We start from the raw sequence: 23,579 nt of genomic DNA on the forward strand, positions 1-23,579 counted from the left end.
AACTTTTTTGGCCCCAATTATACTTTTTTTTGGATAAAACCCTCAAATATAGACTTAAAATGAATTCTTTTTTAATTATTTTTCTTTGACTTTTGATAGCTGTCTTTTTTTAGATTTTAATACAATTAAAATCTTTAAGAACAACAATATTATTTTTTTATTTTTCCTATCTTTTAGTTGTTTTTTCAAGGATAAACACACAAAAATTTTTTTCGTGTTTTTTTGTAACGCCCATTACCAGGAGAAAAAAATTTCATTTTACAAGTGGCGGTTTGTCTCATGGTTTTTAACATCTGCAATATATATATATATATATCCGGGTTTTGTTTTTTGAGTTTTGGCCTATATTTTTTTAATGCTATTAAAAAATGTTTTTTTTAGGTTTAGAACTTTTTGGGTAAAATGCTGGTTAAAAGAATGAAAAATAAATCCAAATCCAAAATTATATATTTATTTTTGCTTTGAAACTCAGATTTTATCTTTTATTCTTTTTATGGTATAAACGGAAAAATTCAGCATCAAAAATCATTTTTCGTTTTTTTGCTTTAGTTATTCTACTGTTTTATTAATTAAAGTTTATTTTGCTGCTATTTTTAGTCATATTATAGATAATTTCAATAACGATAGCAGATTTAAAAAAACGCAAATAACAAAAAAGTATTTATTGCTTTAATGAGTTTTTCTATTTTTTCCATCATATTTTTTTAGTAGTAATTAATAAATTAAGACTGACTTTTAGTTAGTCTTTTTTTCATCACATTTTTATCAATATAAAATTAGAAACTCCACAAAAACAATAAAAACCAAACTACTTAATTTTTTGAAAATCAAAAACCGTCCATAAGTGTTACAACAGCTTAGTTTCAAAAATACTATTTTATTTATTTAAAAACCCTAATTTTTAAAGGACCATATTAATAACTTCTGAACAATAATCAATTTTTTTAATATGATTCAACCTGTTTTTAAGTTAAAATATTAATGATAAATATAAAGAAACGAGTAACGATTAAATTGAAAAGAATTAATTATTATCGCAAATTTGTCCTTTTTTTTGGAATATCCTTATTTTTATTTATTGGTTTTATTCAGTTGATCAATTACCCTAGAAATACATGCACTCATCACAATTCTTTATTATCTTCTTCATCAAAGATAAACTTAAAAACTAATCTTTCAGATAATAAAGAATTAGAATTGCAAAAGAAACAATTCAAAGTTCAACTAAGAGCAGAAGAAGAAGAACAAGCCAAAAAAATAAAAAATAATAGAAATAAATTATGTCTTTTAAAATCATCTAATAATGAATTGGCTTTAGGTGTGATTGTTGACAAAGAAGAGGATGACCTTTTAAAAAAATATTGGGTTCTCGCTCCAAAAAACACAACCCCCTTTCCAAAAGAAAATACCGCCGTTTTAAATGTTACAATTCAATTCATGGATAAAATTGATAACGAAAAAGGACAATGGATTAAAGAAGATGCTTTGCCAGAAAAATTAGAAAAATTCAGGGATAATTTTGACATTCTTTTTTTTAAAACAAAAAAAGATTACGAAATTAATCCAATTCGTAAAAATGAATATTATCAAGGACAAAGATTGCAAACTTTTGTTTTGAATCCTTATGCTTTAGTAGTTTTTCAAGAAAGTTATGTGAGCGAAAATTATTTATTAAAACAAGATGAAAACACGCCAATTCCTGTTTTTGGCCGCAATCATTCTTTAAATAAACAAACGGTTTTTTTCACAGAAGAAGGTGATTTAGTAGGTTTTTTAGCTCCTGCCCAAAACAAAAATGAAAAAGGAGTAAAATACTTAAAAGTCATTCCTCCTCTAGACTTAAATAATCAACTAGAAGAAAGAAAAAACCAACAAAAAATTGCACTAAATACACCACAAAAGCAAGAAGGTTCAAAAACTAATTCAAAAGACTTCCAATTATTAATAGAAAACTTAAATAAAATTACTGTTTGTATTAACACTGGTTCTAGTTTGGGAACAGGAATTATTGTTAAAAAAGAAGATAACAAGTATGAAGGGAATAAGTATTATGTTTTAACAAATCGTCATGTAATAGAAAGTTTTTGGAATAAAAAAATTAAAAACCCTTATGACAGACATTTAATCGCTTTAACAAATCCCAAAATAAAAGGATTCAAAGACGTTCCGGCAGAACTTTTTGCTGTGATTGGGAATAATCGCGAATATGATGATATCGCCATTTTAACTTTTAAAACTAGAAATGCAATCAAAGACATTGATGAAAATATTGAAAAATATATTGACTTTGAAGAAGATTCAAAAATAAATATAACTCAAGGAGAAATTGTTTATGCTTTAGGATGTCAAAAGGGATTTCAAGAAAAAATTCAACATTTATCATTTTTTGAATGGTTTTTTGAATTGCAGCCGCCAGAAAGAGAAGGAAAATACAAACAAAATTTATTCAAACAAGGTATTATTTCTTATTTTAATGAAAGAGAAATTAATTCTGATATGACTTTAGACCCTGGTAACAGCGGAGGGCCTCTTTTTAATTCTCAAGGACAACTAATAGGCATAAATAAAAGCTTTTATAAAAATATTCGAATTTCCCAATCTATTAATATTAATCACGTTAAAAAACAATTTTATACTATATTGGAAGCCAAAAAGAAAAAAAATGTTCCAATTTTTGATTTACAAGAAGAAAACAATAAAATGACTAAAGACAAAATTGAAGAATTAACAAAAGGTGTTTTTAAAAAAGAAATAAATCACCAAATCCCTTTAGAAGACTTTTATTTTTTTATTGAAAACTCCAAAGACAAAAAAATTACTTTCAAAAGCTCAGATAAAAATGATTTCGATGATTTTTTAACCATTCAACTACACGGCTTGGAATCGTTGCAATTTGTTGCCTCTCCTTTGTCGAAAAATAATCTTGTAGAAATAAGTTTAGGGCTTAAAGAAAATATTTATTTTTTAAGAAGCAAAATTTATTCTTACACAAACAAATCTAGTCCTATTTATGAAGAAACTATTCGCATTAAAAGAGAAGATGCTAATAAATTATTTTTGGTTTTTAACATAAAACATTTATCTAAAGAAAATCTTTTGCAAAAGCAAAAAGACGAATTATCCCAAAAACAAACATTAATTAAAAATAAAGACATTACATTTATTAAAAAAGAAATCTTGCAAGCTTTAGTTTTGTGTCAAAATAACCACAACAATTCTTTGGGAGTGATAATTAAAAAAGAAGTTTTAAATGACAGAAACAATAATTTTTTATATACAGTTGTTTGCAAAAAAAACAATTTTTTCAATTTATTTAGTCCCGAAACTAAAATTACTCTTCAAACTCCTTATGGTCTTCAAGATGAAGAAGGAAAATGTATATGTATAAACAATCTTAATTATATTACTTTTATTTCTGATAATAATTATCCTGTAGTTGAAACAAATTTCAATGAAAAAGATTTATTGTTAGGAGAGGCCCTTTATTTAATAAGTGATTGCAATGATGTTTCTGATAAAGCTTTAGCACCTCATATTTTTCAAAGTCATTTAGCGGTTGAAATAAATCCCGCAAACCCTCAAATAATGGTAGACACAACTTTTTTAAAAGAATTTTTCATTACTGAAGATAATGAACATTATAATAATTGGTTTATTTTTAACTCTCAAGGGAATTTAATTAATGTTTGTGATAAAAAAGATATTGCAAAAATTGATAAACAAAACTTCCCCTTTATTGTTTTTCCTAAAATGAATCTCACTTCTAAATGGTTTTGTCATGTTAACTTTATTAAAGTTTGCATTTTCATCTTTTGGACTTTTTTATGTGTTGTTGTTTTTGCTATCATGGATTATCAAAACGAAAAAAAAGGGAAATATTATTTGTAAAAAAAACTGCAAACAAAAACTAACCAAAATAATTATTTTTTTTGGGTTTGAAACCAAAATAATTTAAATAATTTTTTTTGCCGTTGCTTATTTTCATTTTAATTTCCTTTTTTACTTCTTTTTTTGCTTGATAAAATCCTTGTTCATTTTTTAAAAAATTGTTTTTAGTTTGTTTGGGTATATAACTTTTTGAATTTGGCTTTAGTTTTGAGAAGTAAGTAAAAAAATTTTAACTTGGATGTGGTTTTGATGGATTTAAAAAAATTAATTTGATAAAAGCTTTGTTTAGTTTTTAAAAGTTTTTGTTTTTTTATTTAAGTGAAAATATTATATTTGCTTTTTTATATTTTTTCTTTTGTTTTTTTAACTACGTTTTTTCAAAATATCTATTTTTTTCTTTTAATCTTTTTTTTCTTAACTGTTCCTATAAAAAAACAAAAAAACCAAACTACGTTTACAAGCAGTTTGAAAAAATATTATTTTGTTATTTAAAAACCCAAATTTTTAAGGACTTTATTTATTCATAAGTAGGTTGAATCATTTTATTTAACATTATTTTTTAAAGATTGTATTCAACAAAAAACTAAGACTATGTTAATGGTTGTTTGCAAAAATACTATTTTTTTATTCAATAACCCCACTTTTCAGGAGCATATCCATGAAAACATTTAGAGTTTTTGTGAAAATTTCTGGGTTGATGAAATAATTATGATACTTTTTCTTTTTAAAAATTATTCTTTAAAACTACAATAAATAGATAATTTCATATCTTTGCAAACCAACAAAACAAATTAATTAAACTAAAAAATGTCATAAGTTTTTTCATAATTTTGTAAATGCATGAGATATATTTTTACCCCTCCAATATATAAGAAGCAAAAGTGGGTTGATGAAATAATTAGGATGCTTTTCTTTTTAAAAATTTTTCAATACTAACTATTAAGCCTGTCTTTTTTTACTTTTTGAAATTTAAAAAAATTATCTTTCGTCATTTTTCCTATTTTGGATTCTCAAAATAACAAAAATCATTTGTAAAACAAGTTGATTTTAAATAACCCCCTTTTCTAATTTGAAGGGGTTTTTTTGACAAAAGGATAATAAAATCTTCCGTATTCCATCAATAAAAAAATACTTAAAAATAATAAATGAACTCCTAAAAAAATTGTTAATACATCTAAAAAAGTTAATTTTGTTTGATAATACCAAGTTCTTTTTTTGTTTTTTCCAAAACGTCTTAATTCCATAGCATTACCAATAATCTCAATTTTATCTAAATTCACAAAAATTAAAGAAGGAATAATAAGGGTAAGTTTTTTGATTTTTGAAACAATTTTGCTGATAAAATTACCTTTTGGAGATGCAGGCAACAGACGAGTTTGTTGTGTTAAAGAAATATTTTCAAAATCTTTTTTAATTGCAGGAATATAACGTAAAGTCAAAGCTAAAGAATAACTAATTTTATAACTAATTCCCCATTTGTTTAAACTAGCTGCTAATTCACTGGGGTTTGTGGTGAAAATAAAAATCAAAAATAAAGGAATAACGGACAAATATTTTAAAATCAAATTTATTTGATAAAAAATTTGTTCTTGGGTAATAAAATTTTTCAAAATCCAAGTTTGAGATTGATATATTTCTATTCCTTGTTTCCTAAAAAATAAAAAAATAATAAGGTTGTTAATCAACAAGAAAAGCAAAAAACCTTTAATTATTTTTTCCACTTGCCTCCATTTAATTTGCGCACACAAAAATAAAAAAGAATTGAAAACGGACATGCCAAGCAAAAACCAAATATTATAAATCAACATGCAAGCAATTGAAACCAAAAGCAAAAAAAATAATTTAGTGGCTCCTTGAATTTGGTAAATAAAATTTTTTTGTTTTTGATATTTAAAAATAAAATTTTGATTCATTTAAAACAATGTTCCTTGATATATTTCATAAAATTGGTTTTTGTTTGTGGTTGCATTTGTAATTTATTCAAGAAAAACAAGAAAGCATGATCTTTTAAGTTTGATTTTTTTATTAATAAATTATCAGTTAAAAGAGAAATGGGATTTATGCTTACAATCATTTTTCCTTTATTTAAAACCAAAGTTGTTTGAGTGTATTCCAAAATTAAGGAAATGTCGTGAGTAATAATAATGACAGTAGCCCCTTCTTTGCTTAATTTTTTTAAATAAGCCATTATTTTGGTATAATGATAAAAATCTTGTCCTGCCGTGGGTTCATCTAAAATAATTATTTCCGGTTTTAAAACTAAAATAGCAGCAATAGCAACTCTTTTTTTCTGTCCAAAACTAAGGGTAGTGATGGGAAAAAAAGCAAAAGGAGTTAAACCACAAATATCTAAAATGGTTTTTACTTGTTGATCTATTTCTTTTGAAGAAAGTTTTTGCAATCTTAAGCCCAAAGCTATTTCTTCAAAAACAGTGTTTTGAAAAAGCATGTGGTCAGGATTTTGAGAAACAAAACCAATTGCAATCTTTTTGTCTTTTAAAGATACTTGCCCTTTGTGAGGTTTTAACAAACCAGCAATCATTTTTCCTAAAAGACTTTTGCCACAACCATTAGGACCAACAATGCTTATCATTTGACCGGTCCACAAAGTTAAAGAAATGTCATTTAAAAGATTATCTTTTTTTTCTGTTGACTGATAAAAAATGTTTTTAAGTTCTAATAATTTTTTTTTATTATCTAAAAATGACAAAGGAATATTTAATTTTGTTTTAGAGGAATTAATTAATTCTTCAGAAAAACTTGCTATATTAATTTTATTAAGGTTGCATAAAAAATTTATTTTAGTTAAATCAATCTTGGAATTTCTTAAAATTTTGATATAAAAAGGTTCTTGAATTCCTTGCTGAATGAGGATTTGTTTTTCAATGATTTGTTCTGCGGTCATATCAGCAATAATTTTGCCATCATCAAAAACTATAACTCGATCAAAAGAATCAGTTAATATATCATCTAGATAATGCTCAATCATTAAAATAGTATTTTTATTTTTTTGATGAAGTTTTTCAATTAAGTCAATTATTTTTTTACGCCCTGTTGCATCTAGGTTTGTTAAAGATTCATCAAACAATAAAATGGAAGGGTTATAAATCAAAACGCCAGCCATGGCAACTAATTTTTTTTCTCCTTCAGATAAATCCTGAATTTGATGATGCAAAAAAGGCTGTAAATTTAATTTATCTGCCCATTGATTCACTTTTTGAACTATTTTTTGATGACTTAGATTATCGTTTTCTAAAGCAAAAGCGATATCTTCTGCTACAGTTAACCCTACGAATTGATTGTCTGCATCTTGCATTATGGTTCCTATGTTCAAAGATAAATCAAAAATATTAGTTTTTGCTAAATTTTTGTTTTGAATTATAGCACTTCCTGTTATTTTTCCGGGATAACTATGAGGAATTAAACCGTTAATGCATTTAAGAAAAGTTGATTTACCACTGCCACTTTTGCCAACAATTAAGACTTTTTCGCCTTCATAAATAGTTATGTTAAGTTTTTTTAAAGTATTTTTGTTTTGATTATAATATTGAAAACTAAAATTTTGAAAAATAATTAATGGTTTTTTCATGAATTCCTTTCTTTGTATAATCTTGAAATTAGTTGGACATAAAAAAAGTTGCAATAATAATTATTTGATTAATTGTAAAAATGATTTCAATCTTTTTGAGATAAAAGAATATATATTATCATGTTATAAAGTTCATAGATATAAATGACTTTTGGAATTCAAAAAAAGCTAACTATTTATTTTAATTTTGATTTTATTAAGGAATAAAGTCGGTATTTTTTTCTTTTTTTAATTACAAAAATTTTCAAAAATGATTTGTTTTGTATTTATTTTAATTTTTGTTTTTTAAAAAATTAATGTTTTTGAGTTTGCTGTTTGGAATTGAAAATAAATAGTAATTGTTTTGTTATTTGAGTTGTTTGTAAAAATTTTAAAGCTTTTTTGTCTTGAAAGAAAGTATATTTTTAAAAATGAGTTCAAATGAATTACTAACAATTAAAAAAGTGGTGGCTTTTTGTAATACACACAATTATTTGAAGCCAACACTTCTTTTTTACCATAATTATTAGAATATTTTGACATCAAGAAAATACCAAATAAACTATAAGATAAAATATTAGATAAAACTACCAAAAAACCTTGCAAAAAAACCAATTTCAAGGGTTGTGCATAAATCCAAACATCAGAAATAGGAGCAATCAGGCCAAACACCAAAACATTAACAAAAACTTGATATAGCCAAAAGAAAAGAATTTTTTTCCGAGTAAAAGAATGATATTTTAAATTAATTAAATTTTTTGATAAACCAAAAAGAAAACCAAGTAGACCAGAACAAACAATCCAATTAAAATAAACATTGCCAAAAAGAAAAAAATCTTTAATAATATGACCTAGCAAACCCACACTCAAACCAACTTTAGACCCGAATAAAACTGCTACAAAAACTAAAAAAGAAAAAGAAGTTTCCAAAACAACATTAGGACCGATAGGAATGGATGCAAAACAACTTAAAATAACATAAATAGCAGTATTGATGGCAATGGTAACAGTTTGTTTAATAGAAGTATTTTTTTTCATTTTTTTCTTTTCTTTAATTTAATATTTTTTTTCGATAAGCAAAAATTAAGGCAACAAATATATTTTAATTTTTCAGTTGTTTTTCCAAAAAATATCGTGCCTTACTTTTCGCAAATCAAATAATTAATTTTTTTTTTAAGCTTTAAAACTTATTTTTGTGAGTTATTTTTTTATTAATAATTTAATAAGTTATTCAAGTATTTTAATCTTTTTATTTTTTTTAAAAAAATATTTGCCAGTTTTTATTATTTGGAGTATTTGAGTGTTTTGGTCGATTCTAATTTCTTAAATTAACTGATAAAAAAATATTTATTTTATTGATTCAAAAAGTTATTAATTTTTTTAACAGTTACCCAATTTTAAAAAACTTATCTATTTTTTTATGTTTTGCTAAATTCAGAGATATGTAAATTTTTCCAAAAAATGACAAAAGAATGCATTTTTTAAAAATTATGCCATATTATGGATTTGAAGTTTTTTATTTTATCTAGTTAATTATTTGTAAAAAACTGTTGTTTAGGTAATTTATGATTTTTGGTGTTTTACTTTTGTTTGATGATTGTATTTAGGCCATATTGCCTGTTTCACGTTCTTTGTAATTATTTTTTTCGAGTTTGAACTGTTCGAAAATACTATACAACTTTTTTCTTTTTGAAAAAAAAATTTAGGACCAACTTTTTGGTTGGTCTTTTTTTGTGATCAAAATCATGGATATTTTCATTCTTTTCTAAAAACATTTTTAGAAAAAATGGGGACCCAATTTTTAGATATTTTTTGTTTTAAAAAAATATTCTTGAAAACTAAAATAAATAGATAATAACATATCTTTTCAAACTAACAAAAACAAAATTAATTCAACCAAAAAACCATCTATAAGTTTTTGGTAAAATTAATTTATTTTTTTATATATTCAATTAATTAAGAATTTTCGTTGTCTAAGAGTTTTTGATATTGCTTGCGGTATGTTTGATATTTCTTTTTTTCAAGAGCGACTTTTTGCGGCGAGGCTTTAGTTAAAAATAACGGATTTTTTAAAATCTTTTCGCTTCTTTTTATTTCTGATAAAAGAAATTGTTTTTGTTTTAAAAAATTAGCTTCATGAAAACTTTGCAAAACTTTTTTATCAATATAAAGATTAAATTTTTTTCCTAAAAATAAAAGGGTTTTATAAGGATCTGTTACTTTATTAGTTATTTTAAAATTTTTGGCGTAAAAAAACTTTTTTAACGCATTTTCTAAATTAAGGTAATTTTTTGGATCAGAAACCACTTCTAATTCCATATCTAATAAAAATTGACTATCGATTTTATGTTCGTTTCTAAATTGGCGCATTTTAATAATTAATTGTTTTAAATCTTCGAAATCTTGTAAATCTTGTTGCTTATTTACACTAACGACTTTCGATAACAAGGTTTGAGTTATATTTGTTTTGTTATCAAAATAAAAATAAAGAGCATCGGTGACAAAGGGGATAAAAGGATGGAGCAATTGTAGAATATATTTCATTACATAAACTAAAAAAAATTGTGTATTAAGATCATTTTTGTAATTATCTAAATCATTTTTAACAAATTCTAAATGCCAATTAGCAAAGTTTTCCCAAACAAATTGATATAATATTTGTCCAATTTCTTTTAATTCATATTTTTGATATAATTGAGTAATTTTTTCAGTAGTGGAAGCTAATTGAGTTAAAAGAGCTGTTTGTGGCAAAGACAATTTATCAACTTCAAAACAATCTAATGTTGTATTAGTGTTGAGTTTAATAAAACGTGTGATATTCCATAATTTATTAATAAAATTCCAAGCATTTTTAACTTTGATTTCATCATATAATAAATCCAATCCAGGAGCGGCACTTGTGATTAAAAAAAACCGCAAAGCATCAACGCCATATTTATTAATTATATCTAAAGGATCAACGCCATTGCCTTTGGACTTAGACATTTTTTGGCCTTCGTTATCTCTAATTAAGCCATGTAACAAAACATCTTTAAAAGGATCTTTTTGAGTTAAAAAACTACTTTGTAAAACCATTTTAGAAACCCAAAAAGTCAAAATATCGTAACCTGTTACCAAAACATCCGCTGGAAAACGTTTGTTAAAAAAACTCTTTTTATTCGGCCAACCTAAAGTACTTAAAGGCCATAAAGAGGAAGAAAACCACGTATCCAAAACATCACAATCACAAACCCAACCCTCCCCAGGGCTTTCTGATTGCGCTTTAATTTCTTGATTTTTATACCAAATAGGAATAGGGTGTCCCCACCATAATTGACGCGAAATGCACCAATCTTCAATGTTTTCTAACCAATTATTAAAAACTTTTAAAAAACGTTGAGGATAAAAATTAATTTTATTTTTTTTTAATGCTTCTTGGGCAATATCTTTGGTTTTTAAAAACCATTGCAAAGATAGTCGCGGTTCGATGATAGCCCCTGATATGCTAGAATAACCTACTTGATGTAGATGATTTTCAATTTTAGTGATTATTTGTTTTTTTTCTAAGTCTTTAACTAAATTTTTTCGACATACAAAGCGGTTTAATCCTTGATATTTTCCAGCCAATTCATTTAAAGTTCCGTCTTCATTCATGCAAAGTAAAGATTTTAATTGCTTTCTTTGGCCGATTTCAAAATCGTTGATATCATGTCCGGGGGTGACTTTTACAACTCCTGTACCAAATTGTGGATCCACATAAGTATCACTAAGAACAGGAATTTGGATATTAGTTTCAGGAATCAAAACTTTTTTTCCAATAAAAGACTGATAACGCAAATCATCAGGATGCACAATTAAGGCTTGGTCAGCAAAAATAGTTTCGGGTCTCGTGGTTGCAACTTCCAAAAAAGAGGTTTTTTGATTTTGGTGAGGTTGTGCGAAAAAATATTTAAGATAATATAATTTTCCTTCGGTTTCTTGATAATTAACTTCTACATTGGACAAAGCCGTTTTGCTTTCGGGGTCCCAATTAATAATTTTATAATCACGGTAAATAAGGCCTTGGTGGTATAATTTAATAAAAACATCTTGAACTGTTTTACTTAAATCAGGATCAAGAGTAAACTTTTCGAAATTATAATCTAAATGCAGGCCTAAAGCTTTCCATTGGTTGCGAATGTTTGTGGCAAATTTTTCTTTCCACTCCCAAGCATATTTTAAAAAAGTGGCTTTATCTAAGTCTTTATTTAAAAGATTTTCTTTTTTTAAGTGTTCTTTTACTTTTTTTTGTGTGGCAATTCCTGCGTGGTCCATTCCTGGAAGAAATAGAACTTCAAACCCTTGCATTTTTTTGAAACGGATAAGAATATCTTGGATGACATTGTTCCAAGCGTGTCCTAAATGGAGTTTGCCTGTTACATTTGGGGGCGGGATTACAACAGTAAAACTTTTTTTGCGACTAGTAGAAACAGATGCAAAATAATTTTTGGATAACCATTCTTGATATCTTTGAGATTCGACTTCTTTAAAATCATATTTCTTTTTCATAAAAGTATCCCTTTTTTATTTTTTTAATATTTATATTTTTGTTTTGAATTTTCAAAAAAAGAATAAAAAAATTCTATAATTTAATTTGTGACTAAAGAAAGAAGAAAATCTGTTAAATCTTTAAATCCTTCTTTTTTCGCCGAAGATACTAAAAAAAAACGTTTAATATTAGTAAAATGATTGATTAATTTTTTTAATTGGTTTGGTTGAGTGGTTTTTTTTACTTGATCTTTTTTAACAAATACGATAATTACTTCAAATTGTGCTTTAAGAAGAGCTTGATGAATTCTATCGTCTTCTTGAGTCGGCCCTATTTTAAAATCAATTAGCTGAAATATCGCCTTTAAACAATTACTTTGTTCCAGAAAAGATATAATCATTGGTAAAAATTGCTTTTGAATACTTTTGCTTCTTTTGGAATAACCATAACCTGGAGTATCAATTAAATAAAATGAGTCATTGACATAATAATAATTTAAAGTTATTGTTTTTCCTGGAGTTTGCGAAGTTTTGGCTAATTTTTTTCTTTGAGTTAAAGCATTGATAAAAGAACTTTTTCCAACATTACTTCTACCCATTAAAATGATTTCTGGATAATTTTCTAAAGGTTGGTCCTTGATGTTTTCAATGCTGCGAATAAAATTTGCTTTTTGAATCATATGCTTTTTCCTTTTTTATTTTTGGCTAATTTGATTAATTTTACAGTTGGTTTTAAAACATTTATAAATTTTTTTTATCGTATTCATTATTAATTTTATTTTTACTTTTTCGGTTGTTTTTTTTCGGTTGTTTTTGAAAAAAAGGATTTGTTTTTTTGAAACTGCGAGCTGTTTGCTACATAAAATTAAATATTTCAAATTTCTTCATCAATTCCTTTTTCATGAGTCTTTTTTATGACTCGATTCATATAAAACTTTTAAATTTTTTTATAATAAATTAAAAATTTAAGTTTTTGTAAAAATAAATGGAAGTTTTGACTCAATTTTTTTTGGTTATTTTTTAAAAACTTTTACTATTTTTTTGCGGAAACTTTTATCTTAATTTTTGGCTTGAAACTTAAAAAAATATTGAAATTAAATACAATCTTCCAATTAAAAAAGTTCTGCATTAAATAAAATAATCCATTTTTTGCTGATTTTGTAATTTCATTTATTGTATTTGATTTAATTATTTTATTTACATCATTTTAGTACAATTAACAAAATTAAGATTGTAATATATATAGCTAATCCATTTTTGTGGATTAGTCAAACCTTGCATCTTGTTATTCCTAGTTTCTTTCGTCTGTAATAGTTTTTGTTGATTTCTTGGCCTTTGTGGGGATTAAATATAATGATGAACCAAAATTTGTTTGCTTTTAGGGTAGTATTCAGGTTTCTTTGATTTTTTTACTTGTTTAGGTATTTAATTTTTTTCATAAATTAAACAAATGAACCTTAAAAGATCACAAACTTAAAAGCACCAAAACTAAAAATTATCGAATGATATTTTTTATTTACATCAACCACTCAAAACAAAAACAATTTAGACTCATGTCATCATGTCATATTTTGATTTTTTTTGGTTATTTCGTTATTCAAAGCATTGTTTAGGTTTTTTTGTTTTTTTATCTTTTGTTGATTGAAGGTTTTTTATGTGTATCAAATATTTACTGTTTGGTATTTTTGTAATTTATGCCCTTAATGGTTTTTATAAATTTTTTTTAGACCAAATTGGAAAATTATTTTTTTAATCTTCAAGATTTTTTGAAAAGTTAAAATATCTATAAGTTAGGGACTACATCAACTGAATTAATTTTTGATAAAATAATAAAATTATGTTTTGATATGTATTTTTTCAAATAATTTTCATTTCCAAAATAAAATAATAAATACTTATGTTTCTAAAAATATTATTTACAAACAACTAAAAGAAATCTTTTTTTGGGATTTGTTTTAAATTGAACTTTTTTCAAAATTTAAATAATGAAAACTTAAAGATTGATACCCTGACTTTTTAATTAGTCGTTTTTTATGACTTTAATCAAAATTTTCTTATAGTAAATTAAATAATTGCATTCGTTGACTCTCTTATTTGATAAAATAATTAATAGTAATAGATTAATGTTTCAAAAAACTAGAAAAATGAGTTTGAGTAAATGTCAAAAAATAACATATATTTAATTTCAGGAAAACAAAGGTTTTTTCTTGAACAAAAAATTAAAATACTAATCATCACTTTTCAAAATCAATCTTTGGATGTCGTTCATTATCGAATGCAAAAAGATGCTGATAGTGATTTAGAAAAAGAACTAAAAGTTATTCCACTTTTGCATAAAGTAATTATTGTTGATCAAAGCGAAATTTTGTTACAAAAGAAAAAAAAAGAATTAACTTTTTTAAATTCTTACTTTCAAAACCCATCTCCTAAGATTTCTTTATATTTTTTTGTAGAAAACGGACTTGAAAATAACGAAAATTTTCAATTGTTTCAAAAATATTGTTCTTGTGAAACAATTGTGTCTTTGGAAAAAAACGATTTTTTTACTTATGTTGCAGAATCATTTGAAAAAGAAGGTTTTCAAATAGAAAAAAAAGCTATTTATCATTTATTAAAAGAAACAAATTATAATCTTTTTTTTCTTCACCAAGAAATCAAAAAATTAAAATTATGTCAACTGGAAGAAAAAACAATCACTTATCCATTAGTTGAAAAATTAAATTTTTTTCAAACAGAAGACAACCTTTTTCATTTAATTAACCTTTTTTTAAATAATAATCGAATTGGGGCTTATGAATTGTATCAAAAATTCAAAAAGCACAAAAACAACGCTTTCCAAATATTATATCAATTAACTAACAAAATTAAAGCTTTATTATTAGTAAAAAATATGGTTAAACAAAATTATAATCAAGAAAAAATCTCCCAAATTCTTAAATGTTCTCCTGCAAAAGCGTTCCTTTTAACTAAGGAAGTCCAAGTTTTTAAAAACACTCAATTTTTACAAGCTTCTTTTTTGACTTTAATAGAATTAGAATATCAATCCAAAATAGGTTCTATCAATCTAGATACCGGTTTGGAATTCTTTTTCTTAGGTAAAAATATTTTGCCATTATCATAATTTTGCAATTTTTTTAATTTCTGCTTCACTAATGCTTCCTTGTCTTAAAACAATCAATTTATTAGTGGTTGCATCAACAATAGTAGAAGCCACTTTCAAAATTGGATAATCATTAGGATAAATGAAGCCAACTTTATTATTATACATTTGATAAATAGTATTGTAATAATTTAAAGGTTCTTTGCCACTTTCGTTAACAGAAGTGGTTTTTAAAGGACCATATTTTTTTAAAAGAGACAAAGCCAAAGGATGATTGGGAATTCTGATTCCTAAAGTTTTTTGTCCTGTTTTTTTCAAATAACTAGTTTGGGTTTTCAAAATTAAAGTTAAAGGTCCTGGAAAAAACTTAGTGGCTAATTGATAACTTATTTCATTAAACTTAACTAAAGTTTGAGCCTCTTTTAAAGAAGAACATAAAACAATAATGTTTTTTTGCAAAGATCTTTTTTTCAATTGATAAATTTCTTTTAGTCCTTTTTCGTCATATAAAGAAACTCCCATCCCATAAACTGTATCTGTGGGAAAAATGATGATGTTTTTGAGTGGTTTTGTATTATTCACTTTGAACTAATTTTTCTTTTTGAGTGGCATCAATCAAAGGTTCAATGATAAAATCTAATTTGCCTTCCATAATGATGTCTAATTTTTGCAAAGTAAGTCCAATTCGATGGTCTGTAATGCGGTTTTGAGGATAATTATAAGTTCTGATTTTTTCACTTCGGTCACCTGTTCCCACTAAACTTTTGCGATGTTTATTTTCTGCTTCTTGTTTGGCATTTAATATTTGATTATAAATGCGAGCTTTTAGCAAAGTGAAGGCTTTTTCTTTGTTTTCATGTTGGCTTTTTCCTTCTTGACAAGCGACACTGATGCCTGAAGGAAGGTGAGAAAGTCTAACAGCTGATTTAGTGGTGTTTACAGATTGCCCCCCTGGTCCACTTGAGTTGAAAGTATCTGTGCGAATGTCATTCCAATCAATTTTAATTTCAACTCCCTTAGCTTCAGGGAGAACTAAAACAATTGCGGTTGAAGTGTGAATTCGTCCTTGGACCTCAGTTGCAGGAACTCGCTGAACTCGATGAACTCCTGATTCATATTTTAAAAAAGAGTAGATGTTTTGTCCTGAAATTAATAATTCTACCGAAGACAGGCCACCTTTAATGCTTGGATGTAAATTGAGGATTTCTACTTTCCATTTTTTACTTTCAGCATATTTCATGTAAGTTCTTAATAAATCGGCTGCAAAAAGATTGGCTTCATTACCACCAACAGCTCCTTTAATTTCCAAAATCACGTTTTTTTGGTCTTCAGGATCTTGAGGCAACAATAAAATACGTAATTGATTCCAAAGAACTTTTTTTTGTTGTGAAAGCGTTTCTTTTTCTTTTTGAGCCAATTCCAAAATTTCTTTATCTTCGATTTGATCTTGATTAAGGGCTTTTGTAATATTTGTTAATTGCTCTTCTAAAGTTAAATATTGTTGAAAAAGTTCTACTATTGGTTCTAATTTGCTGAGATTTTTGAAAATGTTAATTTTATTAGATATGCTTTGGTTTTGAAGCAAATCTTGTTGCAAATTTTGATATTTTTGTTGAATTTTTTTAAGTCTCGCAAGCATATTTAACTTTTATCTCCTCTTTTTTTATTTTCGATAAACCAAATCAATGGAAGGAAAGTTTGATTTTGAAATCAATTTTCGCTAACATAAGATTCTATTTCAGTAAACAACATCAAATCAAAATTAAGACTAAATTCGCGGACGCCCACAGCTCCTTGACGATTTTTGGCAATAATTACTTGAACTTTTCCAGGAATTACATTTCTTTCTTTTTTATAATAATCTTCTCGATATAAAAACATAACAATATCAGCGTCTTGTTCTATCGATCCTGAGTCTCTTAAATCGGATAAAACAGGCCTTTTGTCTTCTCTTTTTTCAACATCCCTTGATAATTGAGATAAAGCAATTACAGGGATTTTTAATTCACGAGCTATTTGTTTTAAGCTTTGAGAAATTTCTGCCACTTCTTCTTGACGATTAGTTTTTTGAGATTTGCGAATTAATTGTAAATAATCTATCATAACAACATCTAATTTATTTTGGCTTTTTAATTTACGACATTTAGCTTTGATATCTAAAATGTTCACTGTAGCCGAATCATCAAAATAAATATTTAATTTATTCATCTTATCAATTGCTATTTCTAAAATTAATTTATCTTCTTTATCAACGCGACTTAATTGAATTTTTTTATGTTCTACTTTGGAAACAGAGCTCAACATTCTCATTGCTAGTTGTTCGTTGGACATCTCTAAACTAAAGATAGCAACATGAGGCGATTGAGAATTATATTTGGAATTAGCTACATTAAGAGCTAAATTAATCATAAAAGTACTTTTACCCATCGAAGGACGGGCTGCAATAATAATAAATTCTTCAGGTTTCAAACCTAAAGTAATGTTGTCAAGATTTTCAAAACCCGTGGAAAAACCCGCTAAATCTTTTTTTTGTTGTGCTTGAATATTTTTACTTTTAATCTCTTTTAACAAATTTTTTAAATCTAATAAATCACTTGTTTTTTTTCTTTGAGTTAAATTAAAGATTTTTTCTTCTGCTTCATCTAAATAACTTTGAACATCAATTTGGTCATATCCTTTTTGAGCTAAGTAAGAAGCGGTCTCCATAATTTCTCTTTTTAAAGCAGTTTCCTTAATTAAATCAATATATGTTTCTAAATATTCACTTGCAGGGGTCATCTCCACCAATTCAATTAAATAATCAATGTTGCCAATTTTACTTAATAACTTTTCGTTTTCTAAGGAAGAACTCACAGAAACATAATCAATTGCATGTCCTTCTTGATGAAGTTGCTTCATCGCTTTAAAAATATATTTATGTTTGGCCTCATAAAGGCAATCTTCGTTAATCAAATCAAGAACAAAAGGTACTTTTTCGGGGTTTAATAATAAAACCCCTAGTAAAGCCTGCTCTGCTTCGGGGCTATAAGGCTTTTTTTTGTTATATTCACTCATTTATTTTTTCTTTCAATTACGTTGAGAAAAAAAGTAGCCTTAATTTGTTCGGTTAAATTGACATCAATATGATAAATACCTACAGAAGTAATTTCATTTTCCAAGGAAATTTTTTTACGATCAATTATGATGTGGTGTATTTTTTTAAATTCATCAGCAATTTGCTTTAAAGTTATTTTGCCGTAAATTTTTCCTTTAGGTCCTACTTGAATATCTAAAGAAATTGTTTTATTGTCGATTTCGTTTTTTAGTTTTTTCATTAAAGCTTCATAATTTGCTTTTTTTTGTTTTTCTAAAATTTCATTTTTGCGGATTTGAGCTAAATTGTTTTTATCAGATAAAAGTGCTTTTTGACTTTGAATTAAAAAATTCCCATAACCATTATTAACTTTAATAATATCGTGTTTTTTTCCTTTGTTAGGGATATCTGTTAATAAAATGATTTCCATTTGTGCATCTCCTTTTTCATATTCTAATTCTAACTTTAATAAACGTTTTAAGTTTTGAATTACTATTTGAATATCGTTGCCTGTAATTTGGGTAGCAGCACTATTGAAATGACCTCCACCTTCCATTTGTTCCATAATAGTTTGTACGTTAACTTGATTATAAGAACGAGCGCTAATTGCTATTCTATTGTTAGAAATTTTTGCAACCATAAAAGCAGCATCAATCCCACTAATGTTTAAAGCATCTTCTGCCACTTGAGCTAAAAAAGAACGATTATCATAAATTTTATCACTTTTGATGATAGCAAAACGACCCATAAAAATTTCCATTTTAGAAATTAATGCATTCGTTGAATCAACATTATCCCGAGTTTTTCGTAACCAACTTTTAACTTCAATTCCATCAGCGCCGAAATCTTTTAATTTTAAAATAACTTCAAAAGTTCGCGAGCTAGTGCGATAAATAAAAGCGTTAGTATCAATTAAAATGCCTGCATACATAACACTGGCTTCAAAAGGAGCAATTTTTATTTCTTCCGTTAAAAAACCCATAATTTCAACTAATAATTCTACAGTTGAAGAAGCGGAAGGATCAACATAAGAAAAAATAGAAGGAACAACTTCTTCTGTCGCACGATGATGGTCAATAACAATCACATTATTAGTTAAACCCAATAATTCAGGGCTATTCAACGTATCTTTAATTTGAGTATCAACTACCACAATCACATCATTTTCATCAATCATTTTTGCGGCTTTTTCAGTTGTTATAATCTCGACTAGTGGTTTTGTTGTTTGTTGAATCAATTGATGATAAACAGGAAGAAGGCTTTTATCTAACTTTTCTTTGTCAAGAATAATATAATTAGGACAATCAGGTTTTAAACTTAAAACTATTTTATAAAAAGCAATCATAGAACCCAAAGAATCTAGATCAGTGTAATTATGTCCCATAATATAAAAACCAGGATATTTTTTAATTATATCAACTAAATTTTGAGTATTTACGCGAACACTAACTTTTGATTGTTTGCTTAAAGTAGCAATTTTGGCACCAAAATATTGAATTTTTTCATTTTCAATGTTAACAACCGCTTGGTCTCCACCTCTTTTTTGAGCTAATTCAATCGCGTTTTGACTATAAATAGCCAATTTATCATAAGACACATTCCAACAAGCAATTCCCATTGAAAGAGTGACTTTTAATTGATATTTATGAGATATTTTTCTGACGGTATCTAAAATACTAAATTTATTTTCTATCATTTTATCTAAGTTTTGACGATTTACAAGCAATAAAAAACGGTCATCTAATAACTGTTTTAAATATCCTTCATAAGGATCAATAAAATCAGATAGCGCTCTTAAATATTCCCCTTTAATTTGTGATTGTTCAGAAATATCATAACGAATCAATGATTCTTCTAAATGATCAAAAGTAATCATGGCTAAAGCCAAAGATTTATCTCTAAATAATTGTTTGACTTCTTCTTTTTCGCTAGCGTTAAATAAATAAAAAACGTTTAAATCTTTTTTATAAAAACATTCAAATTTTTCTTTTTCTAAAGTAATGATTGTTTTTTCTGTTTCTTGTTCGGTCAACAACAACATTGATTCATTGATTTGACTTAAAGGGGTATTGATTTCAGGATTTTTTAAAATCAAATCAGCATAAGGATTCAACCATTGTATTTCTTTGTTGTTTACATCAATTAAGACAATTCCAATTGGAAGTTCATTTAGAACTTCTTCGCCAATTTGGCTCACATGGAAAGATAATTTTGACCATAAATTTAATTTGGCTTGTAAACGTTTGATTTTATTATTTTTTTTAATCTGTAATACAAAGCTAATGATTAAAATAATTAAAATAATTTTTCCCAAACCAAATGCAGCCCAAAGACGGGCTTTTAACAGATTGTCAGATGTTTTATCTATTTGTTGAATAACTTTAGATATATTGTCATAATCATAGCGTAAAAATAATAAAAATAAAACAACAATTACAATAGCCATTACTAATTTGACATTTTTTTTAAGAGACATAAATTATTGCCTTTCTTTTTTTTAAATCCAAATTTGCAAAAGCAAAATATTGTCAAGTATAAAAAAAATTAATAAAAAAAACAGGATTACGCCTGTTTTTATTGTTGAATAAAAGATATTAAAGCCATGTGACGAGCTCTTTTGATAGCAACTGCTAATTGACGTTGCCATTTAGCTGAAGTATTAGTGATTCTGCGAGAAATAATTTTTCCACGCTCAGTGATAAATTTTTTTAAAAGTTCTATATCTTTGAAATCAATTTTACTGAATTTGTTTTCAGTAAAATAACAAACTTTGCGACGTTTTTTGAAAACATGTCTTTTATTTTTTTTCATTTTTATTTTGCCTCTTTCTTAATTTAAAAGGGTAATCCATCATCTTCTGGTGTATTTGTTTCAAAATCATTAGATTGTGAATTTTCAAAACTTGAGTCATTATTTGATTGATAGTCTTTTTCTTGTGTTGCGTTCAAACTTTTCTTGGATTCTAAAAAAGAAATGTTATTGCAAAGAATTTCAGTAGACCAATTGGTTTTATTATCTTTTTCCCATTTTTCTACTCGAATGCTTCCTTCAACTCCTAATAAATTACCTTTAAAGATGTATTTACTCAAATTTTCCGCTTGTTTACGCCAAACGATGCAATTAATGAAATCAGTTTTTTTATTTTCTTCTTGATTGTTATAAAATCTATTTACTGCTAAGGTAAATTTAACATAATTAACTTCCCCATTATAAGATTTTAATTCAGGGTCTTTAGTAATTCTTCCAACTAAAATAACTTTATTAATCATCTAGATTAAATCTCCTTTTATAACTATTTCATTTCTTTATTGCTTCACTTATTGCTTTTGTTAATAATTTTAAAATTCACAAAATAATCATTTAAGGACTCTTGAGTCCCAAAATTACTCAATTTTTTATTCTTTAATGATGATGAATCTAATAACTTCTTCAGTTATTTTAACGATACGGTTAAATTCTAAAACAGCTTCATTATCAGTTTGAGTAATAAACCAATAATAATAACCTTTTTTATGATTATTGATGGGATAAGCTAAATCCTTTAAGCCTATTTCTTTTTTTTCTAAAATTGTACTAGGTTTTTTGCTAAAAACACTTTCTAAATGGTCATTAATTTTTTTGACTTCGTTATTATCTAAATTAGGCCTTAGAATGTACATAATTTCGTATTTTTTCATTTTTTCTCCTTACGGTCTATGCGGTCTTTATAATTGTAATAAAGACAAGGAATAAGCATGTACCTATTTTTATTTTTTTGCAAGACATTAATATTATAACAAATTTTTATTATATTGACATTTTTATTTGGAAAACAAAGGATTAAAAGAGATATTTATTATGAATCCTTTGGAATTAAGAAAAATTTAAAAATAATTTTTTTATTTTATTGAGTTATTGTTTTTTTGAATGGTGTTGTTGCATTTTTTAGTTTTAAAATTATTAACAAATTCTAAGCGAAAAACAAGTGCCAAATTTAGTAAATGAATTTTACTTTGCTACTCGTAAAACTTGTTTTTTTTGATGGTAAAATATAATTAATAGTGGTTTGGTTTTTAAAATAATCACTATTAATTAAATAAATTAAAAAAGTGTTTTATTTTGATACATCAAAATAAAGAAAGGAATAATTAAAAAAATGAATCAAAACTATCAACAATATCCAGGACAACAACCAAACTATGTCCCCAATGAACAAAAACCACATATTTCAATTAAATTTTCTGTAGGGCGTGTATTTTGTTTTATAATTTTAATTTGTGTTTTTGCAACCATAAGAAACGGATATTTTGAATCTTTAGTTGAAAATACGCCAGAAAATCTTGATTATGTACTAAATCCCAGTGAGGAAAACAAGCAGAAATTGCTTGAGGCTGCTAAAAAATTTGATAAAGATTATGAAAAATCTCAATTAATTTCTTGGGCGGCTTGTTTTGTCATTCCTGCTTTGATTTGTTTTTTGGGAAGAAAGGATGAAAAAGGTTTTTATCAAAATCCCTCACATTCACCTACATATCCACAATATCCACCAAGATATTAAAACAGATAAAAAAATAAAGCATTTTTTTAGAAATACAAAATAAAATCAAAGGAACGGAAAAAAATGGAACCAATAAACAATAAAGAAACTGTATATAATAAAAATGGATCAGTTGCTGGCACCAATGAATATAACCCCCTAACAGGCAACAAGACCAAATACATCACTCATCACCCCGATGGCTCAGTTGATTGCATTATTGAATTTGACCCAACCACAAGAAATCGAACCAAAATACACCAAATTTACTGAATACAACCCCGAAAGCAAAGATATTTGGGCTAAAAGAGATGCAATCATTTGTATCAGAGAATACAACCTTGAAACAGGTAAACAAATCAAACACACCCAATACTTCCCCGACGGAGAAACAATTTGGTATATCAAAGAATATAACCCCCAAACAGGTGCATTAATCAAAGAGACCAAATACAACGAATACGATATCAATGAAGCTAACAAAATCGCTAAAGACGTCTTTGCATACAACCCCCAAACAAACCAAAAGACTAAGTTAACTACATACAAAAAAGACGGTACGATTGATGATATAACTGAATATGAATATGACCCTCGAACAGGCAAACGCATCAAATGGAGCTTTCGTTCATACAATTTTGCGCTGTTCCGTTTTTTAATACAACTTTTTATTTATAAATTACTCTTTAAGACTTTAAAATTAAGTAGATAATTTCATATCTTTTCAAACTAACAAAGCAATTTCATTACACTTAAAAAGTGTCTAATGTTTTTTTATAATTTGTTAGTTTCAAAAGATATTTTTTTAATTTTTATCCTTACACTATATATATAAGTAAAAAAAAAGAAAAAGTCACCTATAAAACGACATGGATTAAATTTTTTTACACAATAATGCAGAATTTTTAATTTTTTAGTTAAAAAAATG

General features: G+C 26.0%; 17 protein-coding genes. 5 read left to right on the forward strand and 12 right to left on the reverse strand.

The window, feature by feature from the left end:
• Window positions 1-1,092 precede the first annotated feature (1,092 nt).
• Complete coding sequence (locus tag SLY_RS03645) at window positions 1,093-3,888, forward strand: S1 family peptidase (protein ID WP_235043264.1); 2,796 nt, start codon at window positions 1,093-1,095, stop codon at window positions 3,886-3,888.
• 1,064 nt (window positions 3,889-4,952) lie between these two features.
• On the opposite strand, the gene SLY_RS03650 is transcribed toward SLY_RS03645, so the two are convergent.
• The 5 genes from SLY_RS03650 to yihA form a co-directional block, all read right to left on the reverse strand.
• Window positions 4,953-5,801 carry an energy-coupling factor transporter transmembrane component T family protein gene (locus SLY_RS03650; RefSeq protein WP_012358739.1) on the reverse strand — a complete coding sequence of 283 codons (849 nt, stop codon included), beginning with the start codon at window positions 5,799-5,801 and terminating at the stop codon, window positions 4,953-4,955.
• On the reverse strand, window positions 5,798-7,477 hold the full coding sequence (locus SLY_RS03655) for an ABC transporter ATP-binding protein (protein WP_041784379.1): 1,680 nt from the start codon (window positions 7,475-7,477) through the stop codon (window positions 5,798-5,800). Before SLY_RS03655 ends, SLY_RS03650 begins: the two co-directional genes overlap by 4 nt.
• 435 nt (window positions 7,478-7,912) lie before the next feature.
• Window positions 7,913-8,494, reverse strand: a complete 582-nt coding sequence (locus SLY_RS03660) for an ECF-type riboflavin transporter substrate-binding protein (RefSeq protein ID WP_012358741.1) — start codon at window positions 8,492-8,494, stop codon at window positions 7,913-7,915.
• 918 nt (window positions 8,495-9,412) lie between these two features.
• The gene (locus SLY_RS03665; RefSeq protein WP_015638220.1) at window positions 9,413-11,983 is read right to left on the reverse strand and encodes a valine--tRNA ligase; all 2,571 of its coding nucleotides are present in this window, start codon (window positions 11,981-11,983) and stop codon (window positions 9,413-9,415) included.
• Window positions 11,984-12,063: 80 nt separating this feature from the next.
• Entirely contained in the window at window positions 12,064-12,642 is a 579-nt protein-coding gene (yihA, locus tag SLY_RS03670) for a ribosome biogenesis GTP-binding protein YihA/YsxC (protein ID WP_015638221.1), read from the reverse strand.
• 1,478 nt (window positions 12,643-14,120) lie between these two features.
• Here yihA and holA point away from each other — a divergent pair.
• Window positions 14,121-15,083 carry a DNA polymerase III subunit delta gene (holA, locus tag SLY_RS03680; RefSeq protein WP_015638222.1) on the forward strand — a complete coding sequence of 321 codons (963 nt, stop codon included), beginning with the start codon at window positions 14,121-14,123 and terminating at the stop codon, window positions 15,081-15,083.
• Here holA and SLY_RS03685 read toward each other — a convergent pair.
• The 7 genes from SLY_RS03685 to rpsF form a co-directional block, all read right to left on the reverse strand.
• Window positions 15,078-15,644 carry an L-threonylcarbamoyladenylate synthase gene (locus SLY_RS03685; RefSeq protein ID WP_012358746.1) on the reverse strand — a complete coding sequence of 189 codons (567 nt, stop codon included), beginning with the start codon at window positions 15,642-15,644 and terminating at the stop codon, window positions 15,078-15,080. The two genes, holA and SLY_RS03685, sit on opposite strands and share 6 nt — an antisense overlap.
• Entirely contained in the window at window positions 15,637-16,701 is a 1,065-nt protein-coding gene (gene prfA, locus SLY_RS03690; RefSeq protein WP_015638223.1) for a peptide chain release factor 1, read from the reverse strand. The genes SLY_RS03685 and prfA overlap by 8 nt, the downstream gene beginning before the upstream one ends.
• A gap of 71 nt (window positions 16,702-16,772) precedes the next feature.
• Window positions 16,773-18,116 (reverse strand): replicative DNA helicase, encoded by a 1,344-nt coding sequence (dnaB, locus tag SLY_RS03695; RefSeq protein WP_012358748.1) that lies wholly within the window; start codon window positions 18,114-18,116, stop codon window positions 16,773-16,775.
• Window positions 18,113-20,611: a 50S ribosomal protein L9 gene (gene rplI / locus SLY_RS03700; RefSeq protein ID WP_015638224.1), complete on the reverse strand. Its 2,499-nt coding sequence runs from the start codon at window positions 20,609-20,611 to the stop codon at window positions 18,113-18,115. Before rplI ends, dnaB begins: the two co-directional genes overlap by 4 nt.
• Before the next feature lie 98 nt (window positions 20,612-20,709).
• Window positions 20,710-20,946: a 30S ribosomal protein S18 gene (gene rpsR, locus SLY_RS03705; RefSeq protein WP_012358750.1), complete on the reverse strand. Its 237-nt coding sequence runs from the start codon at window positions 20,944-20,946 to the stop codon at window positions 20,710-20,712.
• Window positions 20,947-20,969: 23 nt separating this feature from the next.
• The gene (locus SLY_RS03710; RefSeq protein WP_012358751.1) at window positions 20,970-21,404 is read right to left on the reverse strand and encodes a single-stranded DNA-binding protein; all 435 of its coding nucleotides are present in this window, start codon (window positions 21,402-21,404) and stop codon (window positions 20,970-20,972) included.
• Between the two features lie 126 nt (window positions 21,405-21,530).
• The gene (rpsF, locus tag SLY_RS03715) at window positions 21,531-21,812 is read right to left on the reverse strand and encodes a 30S ribosomal protein S6 (protein ID WP_012358752.1); all 282 of its coding nucleotides are present in this window, start codon (window positions 21,810-21,812) and stop codon (window positions 21,531-21,533) included.
• 458 nt (window positions 21,813-22,270) lie between these two features.
• Between rpsF and SLY_RS03720 the strand changes: the two genes are divergently transcribed.
• The 3 genes from SLY_RS03720 to SLY_RS04820 all read left to right on the forward strand — a co-directional run bounded on the left by SLY_RS03720 (window position 22,271) and on the right by SLY_RS04820 (window position 23,363).
• Window positions 22,271-22,672, forward strand: a complete 402-nt coding sequence (locus tag SLY_RS03720) for a hypothetical protein (RefSeq protein WP_015638227.1) — start codon at window positions 22,271-22,273, stop codon at window positions 22,670-22,672.
• 63 nt (window positions 22,673-22,735) lie between these two features.
• Window positions 22,736-22,924 (forward strand): DUF2963 domain-containing protein, encoded by a 189-nt coding sequence (locus SLY_RS03725; protein ID WP_015638228.1) that lies wholly within the window; start codon window positions 22,736-22,738, stop codon window positions 22,922-22,924.
• Window positions 22,878-23,363: a DUF2963 domain-containing protein gene (locus SLY_RS04820; protein ID WP_051085524.1), complete on the forward strand. Its 486-nt coding sequence runs from the start codon at window positions 22,878-22,880 to the stop codon at window positions 23,361-23,363. The genes SLY_RS03725 and SLY_RS04820 overlap by 47 nt, the downstream gene beginning before the upstream one ends.
• Window positions 23,364-23,579 lie beyond the last annotated feature (216 nt).

The organism is Strawberry lethal yellows phytoplasma (CPA) str. NZSb11 (genome assembly GCF_000397185.1).
In the GTDB taxonomy this organism is placed as follows: domain Bacteria; phylum Bacillota_I; class Bacilli_A; order Acholeplasmatales; family Acholeplasmataceae; genus Phytoplasma; species Phytoplasma australiense.